The sequence below is a fragment of the Helicobacter cetorum MIT 99-5656 genome (assembly GCF_000259275.1).
Taxonomy (GTDB): Bacteria; Campylobacterota; Campylobacteria; order Campylobacterales; family Helicobacteraceae; genus Helicobacter; species Helicobacter cetorum.
In genome coordinates this window covers 1,762,303-1,785,918 of sequence record NC_017735.1, presented here as the reverse complement: position 1 = coordinate 1,785,918, position 23,616 = coordinate 1,762,303, and the positions used below count along the sequence as shown (strand labels likewise).

Sequence of the window (23,616 nt, the reverse complement as noted above, 5' to 3'; positions counted from 1 at the left end):
AATTATACATTATTTTAAAAGCGTGCAAGCATCTACTAAGTAAGCGATATGTTGCCAAGAAAATTGTGTTTTTTCACTCAAGCCGATTTCACAAGTGCTAGAAGTTGAAAAGCCCCTTTTAATCTTATAGGCTTTATAAAATTCTTCAAAACCTTTTAAAGCGCTCTCATTTAATTCAGGGGTAAAAAAGCCCTTATTTCCAGCAAACCCACAACAGCCTGTATCAGCATGGATAATAATCTCACCTGTTGTGCATTTTTTAGCTAAATTCAACAATAACTCTTCTTTATTTTCTAGTTTTAAGGCACACATAGTATATAATCCAATGTCTTCATCAATAGCTTTAAATTCTAATTTAGAACTTAAAACTTCTTCAATATACACGCTCAAATCATAGATTTTTAAATCCTTGTAGGCTTTCATTTGCTTGATAAAATGCGTTGAACATGCACTATGGTCTAAGACAATGGGAATTTTTCCATTATCACTTAATTTTAAGAAAATCGCATGATTTTTTTCGTTATTTTGCTTAGTCAATTCGGTGTAATTAATAAAGGCTTTCCCACAACAAAGCGAACTTAATTCGTTAGGGTAAAGAACAGAGACCTTTGCCTTTTTACATAAGGATTCAAACACTTCTTGAATGCTTCTAGTATCAACCATAAATTTTGATGGAGCAAACGAGCGGTTGATACAAGTGCTAAAGTAAATGACTTTTTCTCCACTCTCATAGTTTTTATTCTCTAAAATATAGGCGTTGTTTTTAGGCATGTAATGAAAGGCCTTAGGAAAGGGCTTAATGAATTTTTTAATCCCTTTAGTTAGACTAACTAGACCTTTAGAGCCTAAGATATTTTGAGCCACGCTGGCACTTTTTAAAGAAAATTTAGCACCCTTAGTCATTGTTTGCATGTTATTTAAAATACTTGAGGCAATCTTTTCGCCTTTGGGGTTTGTTTGATAATAATTTAAAGCAATACTTCCGGTATCAATTTTTAAAGGGCATAGAGTAGAACACATATGACACACCGCACAAGTCTCATACGCTAAATATTCAGCCCCTTTTAAAAACTCATCTAATAAAGTTTTATCTTCATTATGCCCATGTTTTACTCTCTCTTTTAAGCGTTCAATCTCTCTATGAACCACAATGCGCTGTCTTGGAGTTAAAGATAATTCCTTGCTAGGGCAAATCCTTTCACAAAACCCACATTCCATGCACATATCCAAATGCTCTTCAATAGGATAAATACTTTTTAAATTTTTAGTATGGATTTCTTTGTCATCAGTGATAATCACATCAGGGTTTAAAATCCCTTTAGGGTCAAACAATTCTTTGATTTTTCTATGGATTTTGTAGGCTTTTTCTCCCCACTCCATTTCTACAAAGGGGGCTACCATTCTGCCTGTGCCATGCTCTGCTTTAATAGAGCCTTGAGACTCACTCACCATAAGAGCCATGTCAGAGACTAATTTTTCAAACGCCTTTCTTTCTACTTCATTTTCTAAAATCGGCGTAACAACAAAGTGTAAATTCCCGCTTAAGGCATGCCCAAAAATAATGCTACTATCCTTAAAGCCATGCGTTTTTAAAAGCTCTTCAATAGCGACTGCACCTTGAATAAAATTCTCTTTACTAAAGCACACATCTTCAATAATGACAGAACTTTGGCTTTTTCTTTTTGACGCTGCGATAGGAAAAATTCCTTTTCTAATCTTCCACCATGAATTATAGATGCTAGACTCACTGCTGATTTGAGAATCTAATGCCACAGGTATAACACTTAAGGCTCTCAAAATCGTTTGCATATTGTTTTCTAAAATAGATTTTTCATCGCTTTCACTTTGAATGAGTAAGCATGCATTAGGCTCTTTGATTTCTTTAATTACACTAGGCATGCCATCTAAATCTTTCACGCTTTTTAAAGACGCATAATCCATAAGCTCTGCTGAAGAAATCATGCTAGGGTGCTTGGCTTTTAATGTGGCTAGAATTTGAGCGGCTTTGGCGCATTCTTCTAAATTTTCATAAAATAATAACGCACAAGTTTTATGGGTATAATCTTTAACGCATTCTAACTCCGCACTTGAAATAAATCCTAAAGTCCCTTCAGAGCCTATGAATAAATGACTAATAATCTCCATAGGGTCTTCAAAGTCAATCAGAGCGTTTAAACTATAGCCGGTGGTGTTTTTGATTTCATATTTTTTCTTAATTAAGGCGTGCAAATTATCATCTTCTAAGATTTCTTTTCTTAAATTTAAAACGCTTTCAATCAAATCTTTGTGCGTGTTTTTAAAACTCTCAACGCTCTCTTTTTTAGAAGTGTCTAAAAGAGTGCCATCAGCAAAAATGACTCTTAGAGATTTTAAGGTTTTGTAGCTGTTTTGCTCCACACCACAACACATTCCGCTTGCGTTATTGGCTAAAATCCCCCCTATCATAGCAGTGTTTATGGTAGCGGGGTCTGGGCCTATTTTTTTACTATAAGGCTTTAAAAGAGCGTTTGCGTTACTTCCTATAATCCCACATGAAAGCTGAATACTCTTAGCGTTATCTAAAATTTTAGCGTCCTGAAAAAAATGCGATGCGACTACTAGCACGCCATCACAGCTTGCTTGCCCCGATAAGGAACTCCCTGCAGCTCTAAAAGTTAGAGTTACGCTGTGTTTTTGAGCCAAAACACAGAGTTTTTGAACTTCTTCTTCATTCTTAACTTGAATAACAATCTTAGGAACATAACGATAACATGACGCATCAATACCATAAGCAAAACGGCGTAAATAATCGTTATAAATCCTATCATTTAAAAACTCTCTAGCCTCATCAAAAAATATATGATAATTCACTTCCATTCAACTTTACTCCACAGATTTTCTTATTATTGAAGTATTTTAACACAACTACCCCTTGAAAAATTAACCAAACTTTTAACCCCACACCAAAACCATGCTATTTGTTTGAAAAAGTTAAACATTAAACAAACATTAAACAAACAAATCTTATAATACTCAAATTTTATTTTTAACTTAAATTTAGTAACTTAAATTAACATAAAGGAATAAAAACATGCAAAAAGTGATAAGAATAGGATTTAAAAATCAGTTTTTAAACAATACATTAGCGAACACTTTATTCTCTATGGCTTTATTTATGGGGGGGGGGTAACTACCGCCCTAGCCGAAGATAATGGAGCTTATCTAAGCGTAGGGTTTCAGTATTCGCTCTTACAATCGCAGAAAAAGGGCGATGTGTATTATAACCCTACGACAGAAGCTCAAAAGTTAGCCACTATAAAAGAGATTAGAACCAAACTCACCCCCTTAACCAAGCTTTTAAAAGAACAAGAGGGTATAAAAAATGCTAACAAAAAGGCGATACAAAGCATTCCCACTTTAATTAAAGAAGCAGATAAGCTTATAACTAGTTTCAATACTAGAGACCCATCACTAGCTAACCCAAAAGATACAAACCTAAACAATAAATTTAAAAATACTACTCTTGGCGAAAATTTATATAATGAAACTAAAAAAATTGCTGACACTTGGATAAACCTTTTAATGACGACTTCCACACCAAATGATACGCCTTATGGTAAGGCTCGAATTGAATTTGATTATACAAACAATAAAGAAAATTTAGCTCAAAAAAATGAAACTCACATCACAACATCAAGAAGGAAAGAAGCCTTTGGAGTAAGTATTGTTCCTCTTTTTGATACGCAAACCTTTATTGATTTTTTACAGGGCAAACCCATTAAAGACACTTTGGGTCAATTAAGTTTTAATGCTAATAGTAAAATAGATAATTTAGATTTTTTGCCAGTAACTTTAAAACAAGCAATAGGTTCTGATGGTAAATCTGCTTTTACTGATAGTCATTTGCACTACAATTATACTTCTAACGCTCAATCTAATATTGCTGTGGCTAATACAACTATTTCAGTCATTAGCCCACAAATAGAGTCTCTAACTCAAAGCCTAGAATCTCTCTTAAGCCCCAGCAAAGATGTTTCAAAAATTTCTAGTATGGTAGGCTTTGGGGTTAATGCTGGATATAAATGGTTCTTTGGCAACAAAAAAAGAAATGGTATTCGAGCGTATGGTTTTTATGATTACGCTTATAGTAAAGCCTTTCATGGTGTAAGCATTAATAATTCTATTTATGGTGTAGGGGCGGATTATTTGTATAATTTCATAGATAGCAAGAAGCTAGTTTTAGGGGCATTTGTAGGCTTTGCCCTAGCAGGAAGCTCATGGAATAATAGCGATAAAGCGTTTTGGGAAAATCTTAAAAAAGAAAATAAAGGAGCAAGTATGCATACAAGCTATTTTCAAATCCCGCTTGTTTATGGATTGCGCTTTAATTTCAACAAACACAATGGCTTTGAATTAGGCATGAAAGTGCCATTAGCTAAAAACTCCTATTATCAAACTTCTAAAGGAAGTTTGAGCTATAAAAGAGTAGCGGTATTTTTTGCTAATTATGTGTATAATTTTAACTTTTAGCTTATTTTAAGGTTCAGCAATCTTGAGAGCATTATACCAAAAGTTTTCTAAATACAAATAAATGTTTCAAATTCCCCTACTATTATAATCGTGGAAATAAAATTCCTCACATCTAATAGATTAAGGGAAAGAAAGATTTATCTTTCTTTCTAATCCTATTGATTAAAAAATATTATTAGTAAATACCATGTCATGATTAGGATTTATTTTTTAAATACTATAAATCATGTAATAAGAATTTGCTAAAAAGAAAAGTCAAAAAAAAAGAAAAAACTCTCAATTGAAAGAGACAAATTGATTGTAGGAGCTGTGATGGTATGTAGTAGGTTTAGTTTAGGGGTAGGACTTAGTTGATTAGGATTTAGAAAGAATAGAAATCAAAAAGAAAAGAAAATTAAGAATTATCTGTCATAGTATGTAGTTGTAGAGAGAGGGTTAATTAGAAGTTTGTGTTACTAGGATATAGAATACAAGCATTAAAATTAAACAATAGGAATGTTAGAGCATACTATTATCATTGCCTTTTGGCTTTCTTTGAATATACGGATTTAAAAAGGAGTGGCTTTTATCTTGTAGTATTTCTTTAATGCTTGGTGCAGTCTCATTTTTTAGTGAAGTATTACTATTTGTGTTATGTTCTTCTTTTTCTAACTCTTTATTTAGTTCATTGCTATGCGTAGGCTTATTTTCTATAACGCCCAAATGTTTAGCAACTAAAATTTCTTTTTGCATAAAATTTAAACTTCTCGCTTTTCTTTGAATAAGTTTGTCTAATTTTTTGTCTTCTTCAAGGTTTTGGCTGTTGTGATTAGTGAAAAACTCATTCAGTTTATTATGGAATACCGAGTGCTGTTTATTGCGCAAATCTTTTAGCTCTTTTTCTAACTCTTGATACCTTGTGATTAAAAATAAAGCTCTCTGCTTAATAAGAGCTAATAATTCTCGTTCCCTTTGCTTAAGAGCGTTGAGCAGTGGAGTAAAATCATCATTATTTTGCGTGTTTTGATTAGGCTTTTCTTTGGGCAAATCATCTATAGATAAAACTTGTAGCATTTTTTGTGTTTGTTTGGTGTAATTGAGCTGTTTTTTTAAGGCGAATAGATTGGTCTTTAAGTTTAAAGATTGAAAATCCAAATACTCGTTAATAATAAGGGCATTTTCTTTAATCTTGAGGCTGTCTCCTTTGACTTCATTTGTTAAGACATTTAAATTTTTTACTAGAGAAGTAGAATAGTGGTGTTTGCCTAAACTAGAAAGAGATTGTAACAACGCCTTTTTCTTTTCTAACACGCTAAAATTTTGCGTAACATAGCTAAAGGTATCTTTAAAGTCCAATGTTTTAAACATCTTGTCTCTAATGTCTTTAATCTTTTTTATCGTTAAGGTGTGTTGCTCTAGTAATTTTAAGTTTTTGTTGTATTGTGTTTTTGAAGTTGGGGTCTCTAATATTTCTAATTGTTGTTCTAAATTTTCTTTTTGTTGTTTAAAGGGTATTAGGGCTTGATTGAAGTTTTTAAAAGCCATATCAAAAAAACTATGAGCATTTAGCGGAGTTTCTTTTTGTTTGGTTTTTAGCTCTTGTAATTCTTGCTCAATATTAAGCAAATGCTTTTCAACATTAGGGACATTAGAATAGTCTAATTCTGCTCTAGAATTAGTAAATAAAAAATCTTTAAAATCTTCTCTTAAATCATCAAAAAATTCTTTGCATTCAACTTTATTTTTAAAATGGAGTTTCTTGCCTGTGAGCTTATTGGTTTTATTTAAAACAACATGCACATGGGGCTTGTTTTGGTGGGAGTGTGTTTGGATAATGAAAGGGTAGTCATAGCCTAAATGATTGATTAAGGTTTGATAGACAGAATATTGTAAGATATTGAGATTTCTTTCTGTAATAGGCTCATCTATACTAAAAACTAAGTGCATTGCCATGTTTTTAGAATTGTGTTTTTTAGTGATTAAAAAATCTTGCTCCCATTCATCTAAGGTTTCATCTAAACTAACTTCTTGATAAAATTCGTTTAAAACAAATTCTTCATCTTTGGCAACATATTCCCCAGCATTTCTAGTATGCTCTATGCTAAGGTTACCAATATTTTTAATAACTACTTGTTTCTGACTAGGCTTAAAAGGCTTAGTGTTGTTTTTAATGTGATTGTTAGCCACTCTTAAAGCATAGCGTAATCTTTGAGCATAAGTAACTCTAGGTCTTTGAACTTTTTTAGGCTTAATTTTTTCAAATTTAAAAAGGGGTTCTTCATCTTCTAAAATGCTATTATTTTTGGTGGCTATCATTCTAGTTTTTCCCCTTATTAAAATTGATATTTTTAAGTCTAAAATGTCTTATTTTTGGATACTCTCAAAAATTTTGACTTATTATGCTTGAAAATCTTTAAAAGCGACTTAATCAAAATTGTGCAGGATAACCCCACTCATATATATGAGTGGAATTTTTAGACCTTAGCAGGTGGCTAAATAAAAGGACTAGGTAGAAGCTTAAAATTTGATAAAATACATTTTTGAAAAATTTTACATTTTTGGCGTGTCTATCTTTTAAATCTTGTTTTTAAAACAACTATGGATAATTCTACTAAGAAAGAGCTAAAACTAAAAAACCATATAAGAGATAACTAAAAAATCCATTCAAAAAAGAGTGTAAAATTCATTGTGAAAAATAGCGTTAAATCTTCTTGAATTAGCACTTTTCATTCCATTACAAAAAGAGCTTATAACCCTTTTTAAAATACAAAATAATGCACTACAAAAAGTAGCTTAAAATCTTTACAAGAACAACAAGGATAGCCTTACAAAAAAGAGCGTTCAAACATAACAAAAATTAGCTTTAATGCAAAATAAAAAATAGCAAGAAATCTCAATAAGGATAGCTAAAAATCTCTTCTAATAACGCAGTGTGTAAGGGAGCTTTTTCTATTGCTAAAATACCTTTTTAGCAATAGGGGTTTTATATTTTTTATCTGTTTGCAAGTTCAAAATTCAACTAAGTCTTAGCAAAAATAAAAAGCATACAAAGACAAAATATACAATTGCTAAATTGCCACCTGTAGCCATATTTAAGCCTAAGCCAAAAAGCCCAGAAGGATAAAAAGCTACACTGAATGTCGCATTATCTGCCTCATCTACTTGCTCTTCTATGCCGCCATAGTTTCATTTCTTTTAATCTTTCTAGGACTTTGAATGTGGTATCTATAAAGTTTTCTTTGAACTCCAAATAAAGATTATCAAAAGGCATAACTTCTTCTCTTAAATCTTTTTCTATCCACTTCCTTTTTGCTATATCTTTGGATAAATCTTGTTTAATTTTTTCATCGTATTTAATCTCAATATGAAGAGACTTCTTATCACTTTCTTTTAGCTCTATGTCTTTAATATCTTCTTTGGTTAAAGGCACGCCATAGCGATTGAAAATGACTAGGAATTTTCTAAGCTCATAGAAATTCTGATTTTTCTCATAAATTAATAGCGATAAATTTTTATCATTGTTTAAACACTCCAAAATCTCATTTTGGTAATGATATACTAAGTAGAGTAAGCAAGTTGTGCGACCTGAAGCATTAAGATTGTCATTTCTATGCCCATGAGTGATGGTTAGCATTTTTTCATACTTAACTAATGGGGAGCAATAATCTATTAAAATTTTATTCAAACTAGAAACTGAGCAAGTTTGGGGGTATTCTAAAAAATTGTTATGAAGTCTCTTTGCAAGGAATTTATCATTACTTGTTTTTAAAAACTCATCACGCAAATGAGCTTCATCTTCATACCCGAAATATTTATGGAGCAAAAATCGCACCAGCTTTTCGGTATCGCTAGGGTTAGGATTATGGCTAAAAACCATTTGTTGTGGGACAACTTCAAAATCTTTGGGAATTGTTTTTTCAATATCAATAGGGCAAAGTAAATTCATAAGCTCCACTTCAAATCTTACCATAGCCCAGTCAAGCTGGGCGGTCTCAAAAGCATGGGGCTTTGAAGCTTCATATTCAAACACTTCTAAGCAAAGAGCGTTAATGATTGTGATTTTTTGCTCCAAAGAGCTATTAGATAATGCCAAATTCAAATTGTCTGTAAAATGACTTGTCGGCGTGTTCTTTTTAAAATGAACCACATTTTCTACAAAAAAGCATTTTGTTCTCATTGTTTATCCTTCTTTTTAAATGTCATGAGAATTTTTGAGAAATATACAAGGGGCATTGTATTTCTAGCTCTTCAAGATTAGGCTTTGTGATGTAGAAACCATAAACAATTTCTTCTAGCTTGTTTTTGTCTAGCTCTAAGATATTGAATAGGTTTTCTGTAACCACATCAAAGATTTCTGCTTGGTGCTTGCTAAAGAGCTGTAGGACTTCCATATGAAAAAAGACATGCCAAATTTTAGGGTTGTCTTTATTTTGAGCTACTTTGTAAAAATACCCCCCTTTATATCTCATAAAATCTTTATCTACAAGATTAGCTCTGTATATCCTATGGATAAATACATCAAACAAGGTTAAGCCGATATAATCTTTATCATCTTCATTATGGACTATCTTAACTTCAGCTCTTGCTGGCTTAATCTCAATATTATTCAAATCGTTTGCTTTGAGTAAGTAGTTAATGTTCATGGTTGTCTCCTTAAACTCTGGTTCTTATGCCATTTACTCATTGAAAACTTTTTGAAATTTCAAAAAATAAGGGTTTTTAAGCATTTCTCTAACAATCTTTAAAGCTTTAGGGGGCATTAGAATAAGGGTGTAGTTATCATTATTGTTTACGCAAAAAAATACGCCTATAATATCTTTTTGGCTTTCTAAATGCGTAAATTCCTGATGAATAGAAACATGTATGCCAGATTCTATCCCTAGATTTTTTAATAAATCTTCTATAGCTCTTTCTCTTATTTTGATAATCTTTTCATCATCAGTCAAGCTTTTAAAATCCACGCTTAAAGCAAAGGTTTTGTCTTTTAGTTTGATAAATTTCATGCATGCTCCTTACTTCAATTGCTTTTTGATACGCCTATCTCTTGCTAAGTCTTTTAAATACTCTCTTTTGCTCTCTTGGTAAAAAACCACTATCGTGGCATAAAGAAAGATTAAGGGGGAAAAAATCATCGTAAGAATAAACTTTACATTAGAGAGAATGCGAAAAAATAAGGGCTTTTTGGAATAAAAGCGAATGCTTTTAATAGGCTTAGTAAAAACATCATTAGACATTAGGGCGTTTAATTCTTCTTTCAAGCATTCTAAAACGCTCTCATTATGGATTTGATAAAACCATTCTAAAGTATGGGATTTCTTGCGTTTTAGAGTGATTTCTAAGCGATTATTTTTTGACTTATAGCCTAAAATATCGCTAAATTCAAAGCTATGGTTAATGTGGTGCTTGGCAAATACTCTCTTAATAGCAGTGTAGAGTAGCTCTCTGTTTATTAGGTCATATATAAATTCTTCCATTATTGTTCCCTTATTTAATTGTTTTGTTACAATTTTTTTATAAGCTCCGACAATCTTTCTTTCAATGTGCTTTTTTTGCGCTTCAAATGCTCTTCTATGGCTTCTTGAATAAAGGAGCTTTTATTTTCATTAAATATGCCAAACTCTTTGAGATAAGCCTCTAAATCTCGCATGGTCTTTACAGATAAAGAAATAGTAAAATTTTTCTTTTCATCTTTTTGCTTGGCGTTTTCATCAGCAGAGCTGTATTGCTCATCAAATTTTTGCTCCAACTCGTGTAAATCTTTTGCATTATTTTCTTTCAAATGCTTGGTATTCTTAAAATTCATTATTGTTCCTTTATCTCTAAATTTAAATAGTTCTCTAGCTCTTTATAAAAGAGTTCCCACTCCTTTTTGGCTTTGCTATTGCCATATTCCATAACTCCAAAGCCTTCTGAAACAGAACGCATGTAGGCTATCCTTTCGCTCAATATGTTGTCCATTAAGAACACGCTTTCATTCGCATTGTTTTCTTTGATAAAGTCAATGAGAGCCTTTTTTTCTTTGAGTTTTGGAATGGTAGGAATGCGGTTCATCACAATGTAGACTTTCAAATTTTCATTGAGCGCTTGAATATTGCTTACTCTTTCTAGCATTTCTAGTAGCACCGCTGTGTCTAGTTGGCTAGGTGTGGTAGGAATTAGCACAATGTCGCTTAAAAGCATGGCTTTTTGACTCTCTTTACTATTTTCGCCTTTGGTGTCTATTAAAACATACTCATACTTTTTAACCATTTGCGATAGGGTATCGGTAATGTTACCTGTGCGATTAAAAAGCGTGAATTGTGGCAAATTAGTCCCACTCCTAATATCAGCAAATACCTCTAAACTCTTTTGATTATCAGTATCTAGGGCTACCACATCTTTTTGATTTAATAAAAGCTGTATGGCTAAATTTAAACACAGAGTGCTTTTGCCAGAGCCTCCTTTTTCGTTTGCAATGGTTATGGTCATAAAAGTCTCCTTAGTTTAGTTCTTTAACCCCATTTGGTTAAAAAGAATGAGATTTTTGGCATTATCCCCATTATTTAAGTGTTCTGCATAGCGTTTGGAAATCTCATCAAAACACTCATCAATATTTAGCCCTTTAAAGTTAGGGTTTGTCTTGAATAAATAACTCAATAGGATATTTAGACAATGATTAACTTCGCTATCATAAAAATTATGCCTATTGGTGTCAAAATCTAGGTGCATTTTACAAGCCCTCCTGCTCCATAAGTTCTATCATTCTTTTGCCATACACACTATTTCCTGTTTTTAAAAAAGTGCGTGATAATCTATCAATTTCTTTACGCACTTCTTTGGCTCTTTGCTCTAGGTGTAAAAATGCTTGTTGTTGGCTCTTTTGATAGTCTTTGTCCATATGGTTATAATAAGTCTTGTATTGCTCTTTAATGCTTTCTAAAAAAGCTTTTGGCTCTAGCAGAGTATTATGCTTTGTGAGATAGAGATAATCTAGCAAAAACTCTATGCTTTCAAAAACTTCTTTTCTTTTAAAATCTAGCGTGATAGGTTTAGTGTTTAAATCAATAATCATATTCTTACTCCAATATAAAGTTCAATGAATTATAGCATATAATGGAATTATTGTTTTTAATTTATAATAGAATTATTGAAATTTATTCATAATTATTGAGAGATAATCACAATATATCATAATAGAATATAAATTTGTTATTCTATTATGATTTAAATTATTGTAATTAGGTTCAACTTTCAGAATAGATTGGCTACAACTCTTCCATAATCGCTATTAGTGTGGATGTAGATTTTGGTAGTTTCTAAATTAGAATGACCCAAAGCGTTTTGCGTAAGGATTAAATCTTTAGTTTCTCCATATATGTAGCTCCCAAAGGAATGCCTTAGCATATGTAACCCAACGCCCTTGAAATAGTTAAGTAATCCAAGCTCTTTTAAAGTTTTATTTAGAAAATATCTTATAGTAGCCCCCTTAAAAGGTTCATTAGCGGTAGTTTTTCTATTTCTAGTTTTAGAATTGAGCCACTCTTTCAAATAGGGTTCTATAAGTTCCTTTTTGATTAAAGCAATCCTTTCTTTATTGCCTTTGCCTCTAATAGAAAAGATATAGTTATAGTCATCACTTTGGATATTATCAAGCTTAAGATTTTTAACTTCAATGGTGCGTAATCCACTATATGCCACAATTAAAGCTATAAGTCGACTTCTTTTTTCAAAATCCTTTTTACAAGGAAGACCTTTTAGATAATCTATGTAGTTAAAAAATTGTTCTTTAGGTAAAAATTTAGGCAAATTCTTGTGTTTTCCTAATGCTATTTTCAATGTAAAATCAAAATTCATCTTTTTGTATTTATCTAAAAACTTAAAGAAAGTCCCTATATTGATTTTGAAATTCATCATAGAAGAAGACTTGTAAGTAATACTCAAAGTATATAGAAAGTTTATCACATGGCTTTCTTGCAATAGTTGTAGTTCTTTGACCTTTATCTCCTTGTAATTATTCTTAATGTAATTAAAAAAATGGATTAAAACATTTAAATTATGCATGGATTTGCAACCTAACTTAATCAGATTGTTCCTAATCGCATTTAACTCTTCTATATTTTTTGCCTCCATAAATCTTGATTGGACACTTTGGTATCGTTGCAGGTCTTTTACATTGTATTTTGAAAAGCATTTGGACTTAAAATCCGCATATTCCTTAATAGCTTGTAGCAACTCTTTTAATAAAATCATTAAAACTCCTTATAATATAATAGTTCTATTCATTACTATTCTATTGTGTTATCAATAGAACTATTTTTGTTAATACTATTATAGGTTTAATAAAAATAAGCTGTCATGCAGTATGTAAGTGTTGTGCTTAGAATTGAGTTTTACAATCTAATACAAGCAGTAAGGGGAAAGAAAGTGCTTTGAGAAAGAAGATAAGATTTAAGCAAGCCCCACTTTGGAAAGTGAGTGCAGTTAGATATTTGTTAGATTGTGAGATGTGATTCTTGAGAATATTGCTTATTGGTGGGTGCAAATCTGTTATATGGCATAGATACGATAGGTCTTTTATCTTGTTTTATTGTATCATCTTTCTCTAGGCACACTTTCTCGCTAGTCTTTACAACTTTCTCAATCACTTGCTCTATATGTTGTCTTACTTCATCATCGCTCTTTATATCCTCTTTAACCTCTTGCTCTTTATTGCTGTTTTTAAGTTCAGTCATTTCTTTACCCTCACTCTCCAAACTCGCTCTTCTTTCAATTTCCATTTTCTTTAAGACTTCTTTAGATTTAGGGTTAAACACTGGCTTATAGTCTTTGTGTTTACTCATCTTAGCTAAATCATCTATTAAAGTTCTATGGTCTAGTTTTAAAGCTTGTAAGTATTCTAAGCGTGGATAATCTTGTTTTTGTTCCACTAATCTAGTGAATTTAATGACATTTTCTTGAGTATTTGCAATAGAGCTTTCACATTCTTTGACTTTTTCAGGGAGCTTAGTAATCGCATTATCTAGCCTTTTTAAAAAGCTATCAAATTTAATATCCTTACAGAAATTATAAGAAGTGTCAAGCACACTGATAGTTTCGTTTTCGTTTATGAAAGTCAAATTTCTAGGATTACTAGGGCTATAGACAACTTCTAAATTATCTTTAGGGCTTAAAGTAAATTCTACTTCATATTTAGATTTGTAAGCATTCACTACAAATCCCCTATACTCTAAGACTTTAAAATTTTCTTCTTCATTGTAAAACAAGGTATCCATGTTTTTAGCGAATTGCTTTTTGACTTCATCTAACACAATCTTGTTTTGTTCGCCGACTTTCTTGTTTTGTTCTTTAAGTTTCTTGTGTTCTAATTCTTCGCTCATTGTGGCATTTTCCTTTAAAGGCTCTACAACTTTTGCCTTAATCAGCTCATAGTCTTTGCTAGTTTCATTTTTTAAATCATAGAGTTTAATTTCTGCATTGTTCCCCTTATTTTCTTTAGCCTTGTCTATGGCTAGTAAAATCTCTAGTTCCTTGTTAAGATAATCTAATTTAGAAGTGTTGCTTTTCAAGCTCTCTTCATTGAAATAATGCTCTTTATTAAAAGCTTTGTATTTAGCCTCTTCGCTTTTAATCTCAGCCCTAAGTTTGACTTCTTCAATAATTAGCGGATTACCTGTAGCTTCGGCTTTCATTTCACTCGCATTAGAACTTCCCATATTAAAGTCTTCTAATTCATTCAAGCCTAATTTATGGGCGTTTCTAAATTGCTCTATGCCTTTAGATTTAGTCTCTATGATTTGCCACATGCGACTATCATAAGTCTTTTCAGTCGCATAGCGATAGATTTTCATTGCAAAATTCTCAGGGTCATTAGCGTGTAAGATATTGCCTTGTCTAATGCCACGCCCCTCCATTTGCAACAACTCATCTGGCCGCCACGGACAATCTAGTTCATGCATAGCCACTAATCTTTCTTGCACATTAGTCCCTACGCCCATTTTAGCTGGGCTACCTAGTAAAACTCTCACTTCACCACGATTAACTCGTTTAAACAAGTCTTGCTTTTGTTCTTCACTTTTTGCATCATGGATAAAGGCGATTTCATTTTGGGGTATTCCCAAATTGATTAAGCGTCTTAAGACATCGCTATAGACATCAAACTTACAATTCTTAGCTAGTTCTTCATCTAGATCAACGCTCTTAGCCTTTTTCTCATCAAGCTCATTTTCTAACTCTTTCTTGTTAGGAGTAATGAGTTTTCCATTTTCATCATATTGTGAAAGGCTTTCTAGTAGTTCTTGAGTGTCATCTATAGCCTTTTTGTTTTCTAGTTCGTTAGTGTTTTCCACTTCCTCTAAACTAACCTTTTGAGAATGCACTTTAGGGGTGGATAGTCCTATAAAAGCAAGTTGTGTGCCTTTGACTGCGTTAGTTTCTATGTAGTTTTGATAGATATTCTCTGCCATTGCATAGCTTTTAGAAAACTCTTTTTCTACTTCAGCACTTGGGTCAATCAAACGATAATCTAAAGCCACTTTTCGTGCGTCTGTGGTGCATGAAAGGATATTATCTTCGCCTTTTTTGTTTTTCTTGCCCTCGCATTTTTGCATTCTATCAATGATTGAGCCTTCGTTATATTTGCCATTTTCATCAGCTATGCCAATATACTCTGCAACTTCTTCACTTCTAGGCACAACCACATTGATAGGTTTACCCCCATAGACTTTAGGCACAAAGTGTGGGTTATGCTTTAAAATATCATCGTTACTAACAATATCAGCAAATTGCCTATACATTGTGCTTAAACCTTGTACATCATTAAATTTAGAGAAACGATTGACCATTTTATAGTTTTGAGCTGAAGTATCCAGCTCAAAATCACTCACCACTTCCCCATAAGTCTTAGCCCAGTCATCAAAGTATTCTAAGCCCCTTTCTTTTAAAATCTCAGGGGTTAAATAGCGTTGCAAGTGATACATTTCACTGAGTGAATTAGCAATGGGTGTGCCGGTTAAAAACATCATCTTTTTATTGTTTTTATGCAAGTAGCGAGTTTTAATGAATAAGTCTCTAGCACGATTACTTCCTTGTTGATTACCAAGCCCAGCTATTTTTTCCATAGAAGTTTCAAAGGCTAGGTTTTTAAACAAATGCGCCTCATCAACAATCAAGTTATCAATCCCCATTTGGCTAATGTCAATGTGAGAGCCTTGTTTTTTAATGATTTCATCGTATTTTTTATTAATCCTATCAATCTTATTTTTAAAGGCTTTTTCGCTAGGCTTTTTTCTGCTCTTTTTGTCAGCAAGATATTCGTTTTCTAATCTTTCAAAAATTTCATAAGCGTTGTCTAATTCCTCTTGTCTCATCTCTTCAACAATTTCTATAGGATTTGAAAGTAAGTTTAAATGACTATGAGCGATAATGACTGCATCATAATTGTTATTAGCGATTTGATTGTATAAAAGCTCTCTTTCATTTTCTGTAATGTCTTTGCTATCTACCACTAAGACATTGGCATTAGGATAGGCTCTATAAAACTCATCACCCCATTGTTTAGTCAAGTGGTTTGGCACAGCAATGAGAGTTTTATTGACTAACCCCATGCGTTTTTGCTCCATACAAGCACTAATCGCACATAAGGTTTTACCAGCTCCGACTTGATGGTCTAAACACACAACTCTATCTTGGATGGTTCTAAAAATAGCGTTCTTTTGGTGTGGTCTTAAGGTAATGTTAGTATTAAAGCCCTCTAATTCCAAATTAGAGCCATCATAGGTTTTTAGAACCGAGTTATTAAAGGTGTCATTATAGATTTTTTCTAAATGGGTTCGGCGCTCATAATCTTTATAAATCCAATCTTTAAAGGCTTCTTTTAATTCTTCTGCCTTGCTTCTAGCAACATTGCTTAATTCTTCATCGGTTACTTGAATGGTCTTTTTAGGCTCTGTAGGATGGGGCTTTTCGTATTTAACGCTCAAATCCTTATTGTTTAAGACCTTAGCTAATAGATGACTAAAAGGCACTTTATAATAAGAAGTATGGACTTTATCTCTTATGCCAAAGAGTTCATTTAATCCATTATGTAATCCATTTACTGCTACTCTAAAAGCCCCTTGAGAATGATAGATGTTAATGTCTTTTTTTATGTTTTCTATTTGAGCGTCATTCATTGTATAGCCATATTGCTTTTTGTAATGATTAGCGCTTAGTTCTACTAAAAACTCTTCTAAATACTTGGTAGGTATCCAAGGACTATTGATATTAGCCATAATCTCAGTAGCCTTTAAATCTTTAGGGATAATGAGTTCTAAGTCTTTTAAATTATCTTCTAGTCCATCTATGCCTTGAGCTACTGCCTCTTTAACTTCTTTGAGCTTTCTTTTGACATTACCGCTTAGATAATCATTGGCTAGAATGTAGTCGCCATTATCGCTATGGTCTTTATAGATAAGCTTTTGCTCTAAGAGTTCTTTAATCGTAGTCTCTAAGCTTTGAGACTTGAAATTATCTCTTATGAAATGTAAGTCTAGTCTGCCTTTTTGGTTTAAGCTCGCTATCAAAGCCTCTTTAGCATTAGTGATAGAAAATTCTTTTTTAGGGTTTAAAGTCCTTTCAAAAAAGATTTGAGCCTTTTTAGCACTAGGTTGTCTAGGGGAAATGTTTTGAGCTTTAGCAGACTTAGGCGTGATTTCTTTTTCAAAGTCTCTTTCTAGCCCTAAGACTTTAGCTCCATACAAGTCTTGTCTAATGTCTTTGCGGTTTCTATTTTCATTGAGATAGCCAAATTGTTTAACAAACCCCTCATAAACAAGATTGAGTTTAGTTCTCTTACTTTCTAGCTCTAAATCAGAGCTTAGGGGGTTTAATTCGGCACTTGTTAAATCATTTAAAGCAACTTTTAATTTTAAATACTCCGCAATCCTTTTTTCTTGGGTTTTGCCAGCAATTTTAGTGGGGGCTAAAAAAATAGCGTTTTCATTGTTTTGTTCTAGTTTGTAATAGCGTTTATCAAAATAGACTAATTCGCCCACTTCTAAGCCTTTAACTAGATTTGAGACTTCTTTATAGCGTTCATCGTTTCTATCAATGATTAAAGCATTGGTTTTAATCTTAGGCTTATGGTAAGCATAGACATTCTTAGGCAAGTTTTCAATGAGCTTATTAATAGCTTTTTCTAAATCTAGGCTTTTATCTTCTATGACCTGTAATTCGTGTTTGTAAATCTGTTCGCCTGTCTCATTAGAGCTATAACGAGTTTTTTCTAAGCTGAGATTACCTAGAATGTTTTGTGGATTGTTAGCAAAGTATTCATTAAGGGTTTGCTCGTTTAAATCAATCTTATTCTCGCCGACTTTATCAATGAAATCTTTAATAATTTGGTAGTCTTCTTTGCTATAACCAAAGCTAGAAGTATCTTCAATGTTATAGGAGCTTTCTTCTTCCTTGATAGGCTTTAAATGGAAATGATGAGCGATAGCATTAACAACAGCGAGTTTAGCCCTATCAATCAAATCATCAAATTTATTTTCTTGTAAAGTTTCTATCAAATCTGTGTGATAGTTATTTAAGGCTTTAATCAAGTCTTCATAATAAAGCTTAGAGTGAGTAAAATCTTGATGGATTTCTTTATTGACCCCCTTTTTAAAAAACACAATATCGCTGGTTACTTCTGCACCTGTGCCTTTAAACACGCTATTAGGCAGTCTGATTGCACCTAAAAAAGTGGCATTTTGTGCGATATGCTCTCTTATGCTAGAATTTTTGCTATCCATAAACCAAGAACTCACTACAAACGCCCCTATGCCATCCTCTTTTAATTCCTTAATGGCTTTACCTAAGAAATAATTATGGATACTTTCCCCACTTAACTCGGTGTCATTAGAGCTATGAATCTTATGCTGTCCATAAGGGGGGTTGCCAATAAAGGCATCATAGTCTTGGTAAAAGTTATAGTTTTGTAAGGCTTTGTTTTCTATTCTCTGATTAGGATAAAGAAACTTAGAAATACTCGCACTAATGGGGTCTAATTCTGCGCCTACAAAGTGATAATTCTTATTATTTGGCGCATAGGCTAAAAATTTGCCTGTCCCAAGACTAGGTTCAAAGATTTCTTTTTTATTCTCATCGTTGTTAAACCCTAATTGCTCTAAACCAACATAAATGCTATCAATCACTAATTTAGGGGTGTAGTAAGCATCTCTTGTGCTTAAAAACGCTCTATCAAATTCTTGTCTAGTTAAAAGCGTTTTTAATTCTTGGTATTCATTAGGGCTTGATTGTTTAAAGTAGCTCTCAAGTCCGCCCCAGCCACTAAACTTTGCTAGAATTTCTTGTTCTTCTTTAGTGGCGTAGTAATGCAAATTGTCGTTGATGCCTTGCAAGGCTTTTTCTCTAGTTTGTAATTCTTTTAAAAGCTCAATAGCTTTGATATTAGCCTTATAGCGGTTAACCTTGCCTTTAATCAAAATTTCTTCGCTAGGTTTAAAATCAAGTTTAGGATTTTCTTGGACTTGTTGTGTAACTAGCTCTTGTTGTGGGGTGCTAGTTTGTGAGAGTTCTTGGGCGTTTAGCTCTTGTGTAAGATTAGAGGTTTCTTGTTCTTGTAGTTTGTTTTGCGGAGTGCTAGATTGTTCTATGGGGTTATTTTGCGTTTGGTTGTTTTCTTTGGTGTTTAATTCTGTTGTGTTATTAGAATTAGCATTATTTAATTCCGTTTTATTGTTAGTATGATTGTTAGAATTAGTGTTATTTAGCTCTAAACTATTATCTGTAGTATTGTTTTCTTGCGTATCATTTAACTCTGTATTGTTTTTAAGAGTATTTTCAGCATTCTGCAACCTTTCTAATGCGTTTAATTCTACTTCATTGAAATTCAAGCTTTCAGTCGTTACTTCAATAGATTTTTCTATGCGGTTTTCTAAAATCTCTAAAAGTTTATTAGTGCTAATTTTTAGGTTGAATTTATCATAAAAGACTTTAGTAGTAGGGTCTTTAAGAAGTTGTTGCCCTACAAGGCTGTCTTTTAAAGGCTCGTTATTTTTAATAGCCTTTAAGAGCCTGTCTCTAAAGTCAGGCTCACTGGCTATGGTGTTATTTTTAATAGAATGGAGTAAGCCTTGTAGGTTGTCTAAATTTGCTTGAAGTCTTGTTTCTTTATGCCAGCTTTCTCTAGCGCTATCCAATCCTCTTTCCACGCTTGGCTCTGCGTAATTTCGCTCCTTAATAGGTAATGATACTGATTGATTTGAGCCTCTTTGAGTAACTCCATATCTGTCATCCCTTGCGCTCTCTTGATTTGAGATTGCATGCTGTCTAGGACTTCTAGCTCCATCTTGGTTTGTTCCTCTATCGCTGTTGATATAGACCCCAGAACTTCGTCCTCCATTGATTTCATTGTCTTTTTGAAGTAATGCGCCCATCTCTCTAGGATTAGATAAGCGTAATAGTCCAAGTTCCTGTGTTCTGTCATCTGCCCCATGAGATACCATATCGTTCCATTGACTTGATTGATTAGGTTCTTGTTGCGATAAGGGTGGTGTTCTTCTCTCATCTTGGGATAAATTCCCTGTTTCTCTGCCTCTAACATCATTTTGATGTCCGCTTGTTTCTTCTCTTCTGCTAGTCTCTGCTCTTCTTGTTGATACTCTATCACCTCCACTAGATAAAAAGTCATGCTCCCCATGCTCTCTAAGGGGTGTTCCCCTAGAAACAAGTCTTGTGTCGCTAGGCTGAAGAACTCCTTTGCTTGTTGTTTCTCTAGGCTCATTATGTAGGGCAAGGTCTTTGTCTTGAAAGTTTTGTCTGGATATCTCCTCTTGAATGCGTTCGCCCATTTCCTTTTGAGTGCGTTCTTGCGCCTCTCTGGGTATGCGTATGGTATGTAAGTCTCTATGAACTTCTGTTCCATCTCGCTCAATCCTTGCATCATTGTTGTTTGCATTTTGCTCTCCTAAATTTTGTTGTTCTAATTCTAAACTAGCAATACTTAAACTTGGATTATTATTATCATTATTTTGAGTAATATTGTTTCTAATAGTTTCATTAGGCTCTATTGTATTATTGCTAGTGTTATCTAATTCTATTGTATTGTCAATAGTTTTATTATCCATAAGGCTATTAGCTGTAATCAAATCCCCCACAATGACACTAAGACTTTGTGCAATTAAGGCGTTAAATTCCTTGTTATCATAGTAGAGATTTTTAAAATCTCTACTCATATCTTTTTTAAAGCTGTCTAACGCCATATTAGTAATGTCTATATTTCTCTTAAAAGTGTTGATAATGAAGTCATTAGAAATAATGGCATTAAGCTTTTGGGTAAGTTCTTCTTTTAAAGCTTCTTTGTTTGGCTCATTGTTGATTAAATCTTGTAATTGCTCTAAGGGGGTTTTAACCATTTTAAATGGCTGGTTTAACGGATTATTTAAATTGATTAAATCTATGCTAAACTCTTTGTAAAACTTAATACAAAACTCTCGCATAAGCGTTTCTAGTTGGTCTATCTTAGTTTCTAGGCTTGGCTGATAAGCCCCATTCAAACGCACGGCATTTTTAAACTCATACCATTCTTGCATGGTAGGAATGGTTATGATGTCTTTAGGGGTAGCTGGGTTGAGATTATCAGCCCCCATTACATCAAAATTGATTTCATAGAAATGATTTAAAAAAGGATTGTTTAAAGCACTTGCTTTAGCTTTTAAAGGTCTTAGCAAGCTTTCATCTCTTAAAGTATTTCTGTCTATTAAAAGACTATTAAAATTACGCTTGCAAATATCAATATCCCATAACAAACTTTCTAAATTTTTAACAAACTCATTGCTTGTAGAAGGTGTGCCTAACTCTTTAGCCAAAAATTCTTTCATTGTATCGCTAGGGTTATTGAGTATAGAAAGACTATCTCTAGTTTGTAGTTTTTCTAAGCTCTTATGGTAATGCTCTTTGAGTTTAGCAATCTCTTGTTTTTGTTGCTCTTGTTTTAGTAAGTTATTTTTAGCGTTTTGAATGTCTTTAGCCATTTCTGTGAGTTGGAATGTATTTAAATCTTGGGAGTTCTCAAACATTTCCTTATAAAGAGCATCTGCTTGTGCTTTATAATCAACGCTGTAAAATTCTTTTTCTACTTGCTCTAATTCTTCAATAGCTGTTTTAATCTCATTTATCATAGGATTTGGGGGAGTGGGAGTTAAAGAGTTACTGACTTCGTTATTTGTGGTTTCATTTTGTTCTAACTTCTTTGTAGGCAATTCTTGTTGGTTGTTTAACTCGTAAGAAAATACTTTATCAATCTCAGTTTTTAAATGATTGCCAAGCTTATCGCTTAATTCATCAAACATGCTATCTATGACTTCTTTTTCAATATTAAAGCCCATCTTATCAAAGTGGTTTCTTGTTCTAGTGTTGAGATTTCTTCGATTGTTACGGCTATTATTATATGACCCATCGCTATTAAGATAAGGTGTGATATTTTCTTGCATTGATTTTAGGGTGTTGATAGTTAGCTCGTGGTCTTTAAGGGCATTAAAGACAATTTGATAGGCTAAGTTATTTGTGTTAGCGTTATCTAGGGTTAGTTGGTAGTTTTCTCTTGCTCTTTCTTGGACACTATAAACAATATCCATAAGCGTATCATTGGGCTTAACCTTATCATTAACAAACTGATTTAAAGTTTCATCAGGGAATAAATCAAAAATGTTATTAAAAACCCTAAGTTCACTTCCTACATTTTCATAAGCCTCTTTTTGAATATCATTGAGTTCGCTAAATCTTAAATCTTTGGTATTTTGGTCTATCTTTTCTAGGGTATTAGCGACTTTGTTTAACGCACTCTCTACATGCTCTAAAGACATGCTTTCATTCATAATGTAGTGTTCTAGGGTTTTTTTAATAATGCCAACCATATCACCCTCTAAACTAAAAGAACTCCTTATGTAGTTGATGTCTTGGGTGGTTTTGTAAAGGCTTGTTTGATAAACAAAAGGCATTATATTGATTGACTTACGCTTAGAAAGCTCAGTTTGTTGGTAGGTTTCTTTTGCCTTTTGTAATTCTTGTTTAATAATCCCAAAAATCTCTAAACCATTAAAAAGATTGGTAGATAGGGTGGTATTAGCATTATTCAATGCTGTGTTATTGTTCGTAGTGTTTTGTTCTTTTGTGGGGTTTTCAATAGAGTGGTTTAGTTCTGTAATTTCTTGGTGGTTATTTTTGTATTCTTTGTTTAAAATTGTGCTAGAATTTTCAAGCCCATTGCTCTCCTTAGCCTGAATTTTTTCATTCAGGCTGACACTTTTTTCACTTTCAAAAAGCATTCTATTATAGAGTTTAAAATACTCCGCACTGGACATTGGTGCAACAATTTCTTTGACTATTTTATAATTACTTGTTCTTTCTACTTCTTTGTAAATGTCTTTAAGGTGGTTGTATTCTCTAGTGATTTCATTGCCATTTTCTAAGACTTTCTTGTGTGTTTCATAGTGGTGGGTTAGCTCTATTTCTAAACCTTGTTCTTTTAATTGCTCTAAGCTGTTTGTATAGGTTAGTCTTTCAGTTTCTTTAGGATTAAGTGGTTGATTAGTTTCTGTATTGATAAGTTTGTATTCTTTGGTTATACGCTTTTTAAACCCCTCATTATTGATTTCATGGTAGCGTGAGCTGTCTTTTATTTCACCATTAGCAAAGAAATTAACCTCTTCTGTGCTGTTGTCATTATATTGGCGTTGTTCATAGCTTAGATATTCTGCCCATTCAATAGGTTTTCTAGAAATCATGCTTAGTGTGTTGCTTTTAAATTTCACTTGATAATTAAGTGGCTCTTGTTGGCTCTCTAAAGCAAGTTCTTGACTTTTAAGCCCATTTTCTAATTCTATGGTTGGCTCTAGTGTAGTGTTGGTAATTTCTTGTTTGTAGGGGCTAGTGTTGATGACATCGCCATCATCTAAAATGCTGAATAAATTAGGTTGCTCCCTTAATTCTTTTAACTTCTTTTTGCTGGGTTTGTAAGCCATTACCATATCCTTAGTCTTTAAAATAGTCCTTAAATATTTTAGGATTTTTTGAAATTTAAACAAGCCCCATAATCTATCTTCTGTAAGCTCGTAATTTAGGGGGTTGTAGCGTTTGGTTTATGGGTCTTGTTTAAAAAAGTTAATT

13 protein-coding genes are annotated in these 23,616 nt (G+C 32.9%); 1 reads left to right on the top strand and 12 read right to left on the bottom strand.

Going from position 1 to position 23,616, the window contains the following annotated elements; translation table 11 throughout:
* Nucleotides 1-9: 9 nt before the first annotated feature.
* Nucleotides 10-2,856, bottom strand: coding sequence for an FAD-binding and (Fe-S)-binding domain-containing protein (locus HCD_RS08400; protein WP_014660125.1), 2,847 nt, complete (start codon nucleotides 2,854-2,856; stop codon nucleotides 10-12).
* Nucleotides 2,857-3,252: 396 nt separating this feature from the next.
* Here HCD_RS08400 and HCD_RS09235 point away from each other — a divergent pair, with 396 nt between their 5' ends.
* Complete coding sequence (locus HCD_RS09235) at nucleotides 3,253-4,509, top strand: outer membrane protein (RefSeq protein ID WP_014660124.1); 1,257 nt, start codon at nucleotides 3,253-3,255, stop codon at nucleotides 4,507-4,509.
* A 498-nt stretch (nucleotides 4,510-5,007) separates the two neighbouring features.
* On the opposite strand, the gene HCD_RS08390 is transcribed toward HCD_RS09235, so the two are convergent.
* The 11 genes from HCD_RS08390 to HCD_RS09035 all read right to left on the bottom strand — a co-directional run bounded on the left by HCD_RS08390 (nucleotide 5,008) and on the right by HCD_RS09035 (nucleotide 23,471).
* Nucleotides 5,008-6,804, bottom strand: coding sequence for a relaxase/mobilization nuclease domain-containing protein (locus HCD_RS08390; RefSeq protein WP_014660123.1), 1,797 nt, complete (start codon nucleotides 6,802-6,804; stop codon nucleotides 5,008-5,010).
* Nucleotides 6,805-7,642: 838 nt separating this feature from the next.
* On the bottom strand, nucleotides 7,643-8,665 hold the full coding sequence (locus HCD_RS08385; protein ID WP_014660122.1) for a hypothetical protein: 1,023 nt from the start codon (nucleotides 8,663-8,665) through the stop codon (nucleotides 7,643-7,645).
* A gap of 22 nt (nucleotides 8,666-8,687) precedes the next feature.
* Nucleotides 8,688-9,131 carry a hypothetical protein gene (locus HCD_RS08380; protein ID WP_014660121.1) on the bottom strand — a complete coding sequence of 148 codons (444 nt, stop codon included), beginning with the start codon at nucleotides 9,129-9,131 and terminating at the stop codon, nucleotides 8,688-8,690.
* A gap of 33 nt (nucleotides 9,132-9,164) precedes the next feature.
* Nucleotides 9,165-9,491, bottom strand: a complete 327-nt coding sequence (locus tag HCD_RS08375; protein ID WP_014660120.1) for a hypothetical protein — start codon at nucleotides 9,489-9,491, stop codon at nucleotides 9,165-9,167.
* 9 nt (nucleotides 9,492-9,500) lie between these two features.
* Nucleotides 9,501-9,962 carry a hypothetical protein gene (locus tag HCD_RS08370; protein ID WP_014660119.1) on the bottom strand — a complete coding sequence of 154 codons (462 nt, stop codon included), beginning with the start codon at nucleotides 9,960-9,962 and terminating at the stop codon, nucleotides 9,501-9,503.
* A gap of 26 nt (nucleotides 9,963-9,988) precedes the next feature.
* Nucleotides 9,989-10,291 (bottom strand): hypothetical protein, encoded by a 303-nt coding sequence (locus tag HCD_RS08365; protein WP_014660118.1) that lies wholly within the window; start codon nucleotides 10,289-10,291, stop codon nucleotides 9,989-9,991.
* Entirely contained in the window at nucleotides 10,291-10,956 is a 666-nt protein-coding gene (locus HCD_RS08360; protein ID WP_014660117.1) for a ParA family protein, read from the bottom strand. The genes HCD_RS08365 and HCD_RS08360 overlap by 1 nt, the downstream gene beginning before the upstream one ends.
* A gap of 15 nt (nucleotides 10,957-10,971) precedes the next feature.
* On the bottom strand, nucleotides 10,972-11,196 hold the full coding sequence (locus HCD_RS08355) for a hypothetical protein (protein WP_014660116.1): 225 nt from the start codon (nucleotides 11,194-11,196) through the stop codon (nucleotides 10,972-10,974).
* Between the two features lies 1 nt (nucleotide 11,197).
* Entirely contained in the window at nucleotides 11,198-11,539 is a 342-nt protein-coding gene (locus tag HCD_RS08350; RefSeq protein ID WP_014660115.1) for a hypothetical protein, read from the bottom strand.
* Between the two features lie 179 nt (nucleotides 11,540-11,718).
* A complete protein-coding gene (locus tag HCD_RS08345) occupies nucleotides 11,719-12,717 on the bottom strand; it encodes a tyrosine-type recombinase/integrase (RefSeq protein WP_014660114.1) in 999 nt (332 codons plus the stop codon).
* 242 nt (nucleotides 12,718-12,959) lie between these two features.
* Nucleotides 12,960-23,471 carry an SNF2-related protein gene (locus HCD_RS09035; protein ID WP_014660113.1) on the bottom strand — a complete coding sequence of 3,504 codons (10,512 nt, stop codon included), beginning with the start codon at nucleotides 23,469-23,471 and terminating at the stop codon, nucleotides 12,960-12,962.
* Nucleotides 23,472-23,616: the final 145 nt, after the last annotated feature.

Bases quoted from the DNA above. Each gene is read 5' to 3' on its own strand.
- HCD_RS08370 (WP_014660119.1), bottom strand. From the start codon at position 9,962: ATGGAAGAATTTATATATGACCTAATAAACAGAGAGCTACTCTACACT.
- HCD_RS08390 (WP_014660123.1), bottom strand. From the start codon at position 6,804: ATGATAGCCACCAAAAATAATAGCATTTTAGAAGATGAAGAACCCCTT.
- HCD_RS08350 (WP_014660115.1), bottom strand. From the start codon at position 11,539: ATGATTATTGATTTAAACACTAAACCTATCACGCTAGATTTTAAAAGA.
- HCD_RS08375 (WP_014660120.1), bottom strand. From the start codon at position 9,491: ATGAAATTTATCAAACTAAAAGACAAAACCTTTGCTTTAAGCGTGGAT.
- HCD_RS08360 (WP_014660117.1), bottom strand. From the start codon at position 10,956: ATGACCATAACCATTGCAAACGAAAAAGGAGGCTCTGGCAAAAGCACT.
- HCD_RS08385 (WP_014660122.1), bottom strand. From the start codon at position 8,665: ATGAGAACAAAATGCTTTTTTGTAGAAAATGTGGTTCATTTTAAAAAG.
- HCD_RS08345 (WP_014660114.1), bottom strand. From the start codon at position 12,717: ATGATTTTATTAAAAGAGTTGCTACAAGCTATTAAGGAATATGCGGAT.
- HCD_RS08365 (WP_014660118.1), bottom strand. From the start codon at position 10,291: ATGAATTTTAAGAATACCAAGCATTTGAAAGAAAATAATGCAAAAGAT.
- HCD_RS09035 (WP_014660113.1), bottom strand. From the start codon at position 23,471: ATGGCTTACAAACCCAGCAAAAAGAAGTTAAAAGAATTAAGGGAGCAA.
- HCD_RS08400 (WP_014660125.1), bottom strand. From the start codon at position 2,856: ATGGAAGTGAATTATCATATATTTTTTGATGAGGCTAGAGAGTTTTTA.
- HCD_RS08380 (WP_014660121.1), bottom strand. From the start codon at position 9,131: ATGAACATTAACTACTTACTCAAAGCAAACGATTTGAATAATATTGAG.
- HCD_RS08355 (WP_014660116.1), bottom strand. From the start codon at position 11,196: ATGCACCTAGATTTTGACACCAATAGGCATAATTTTTATGATAGCGAA.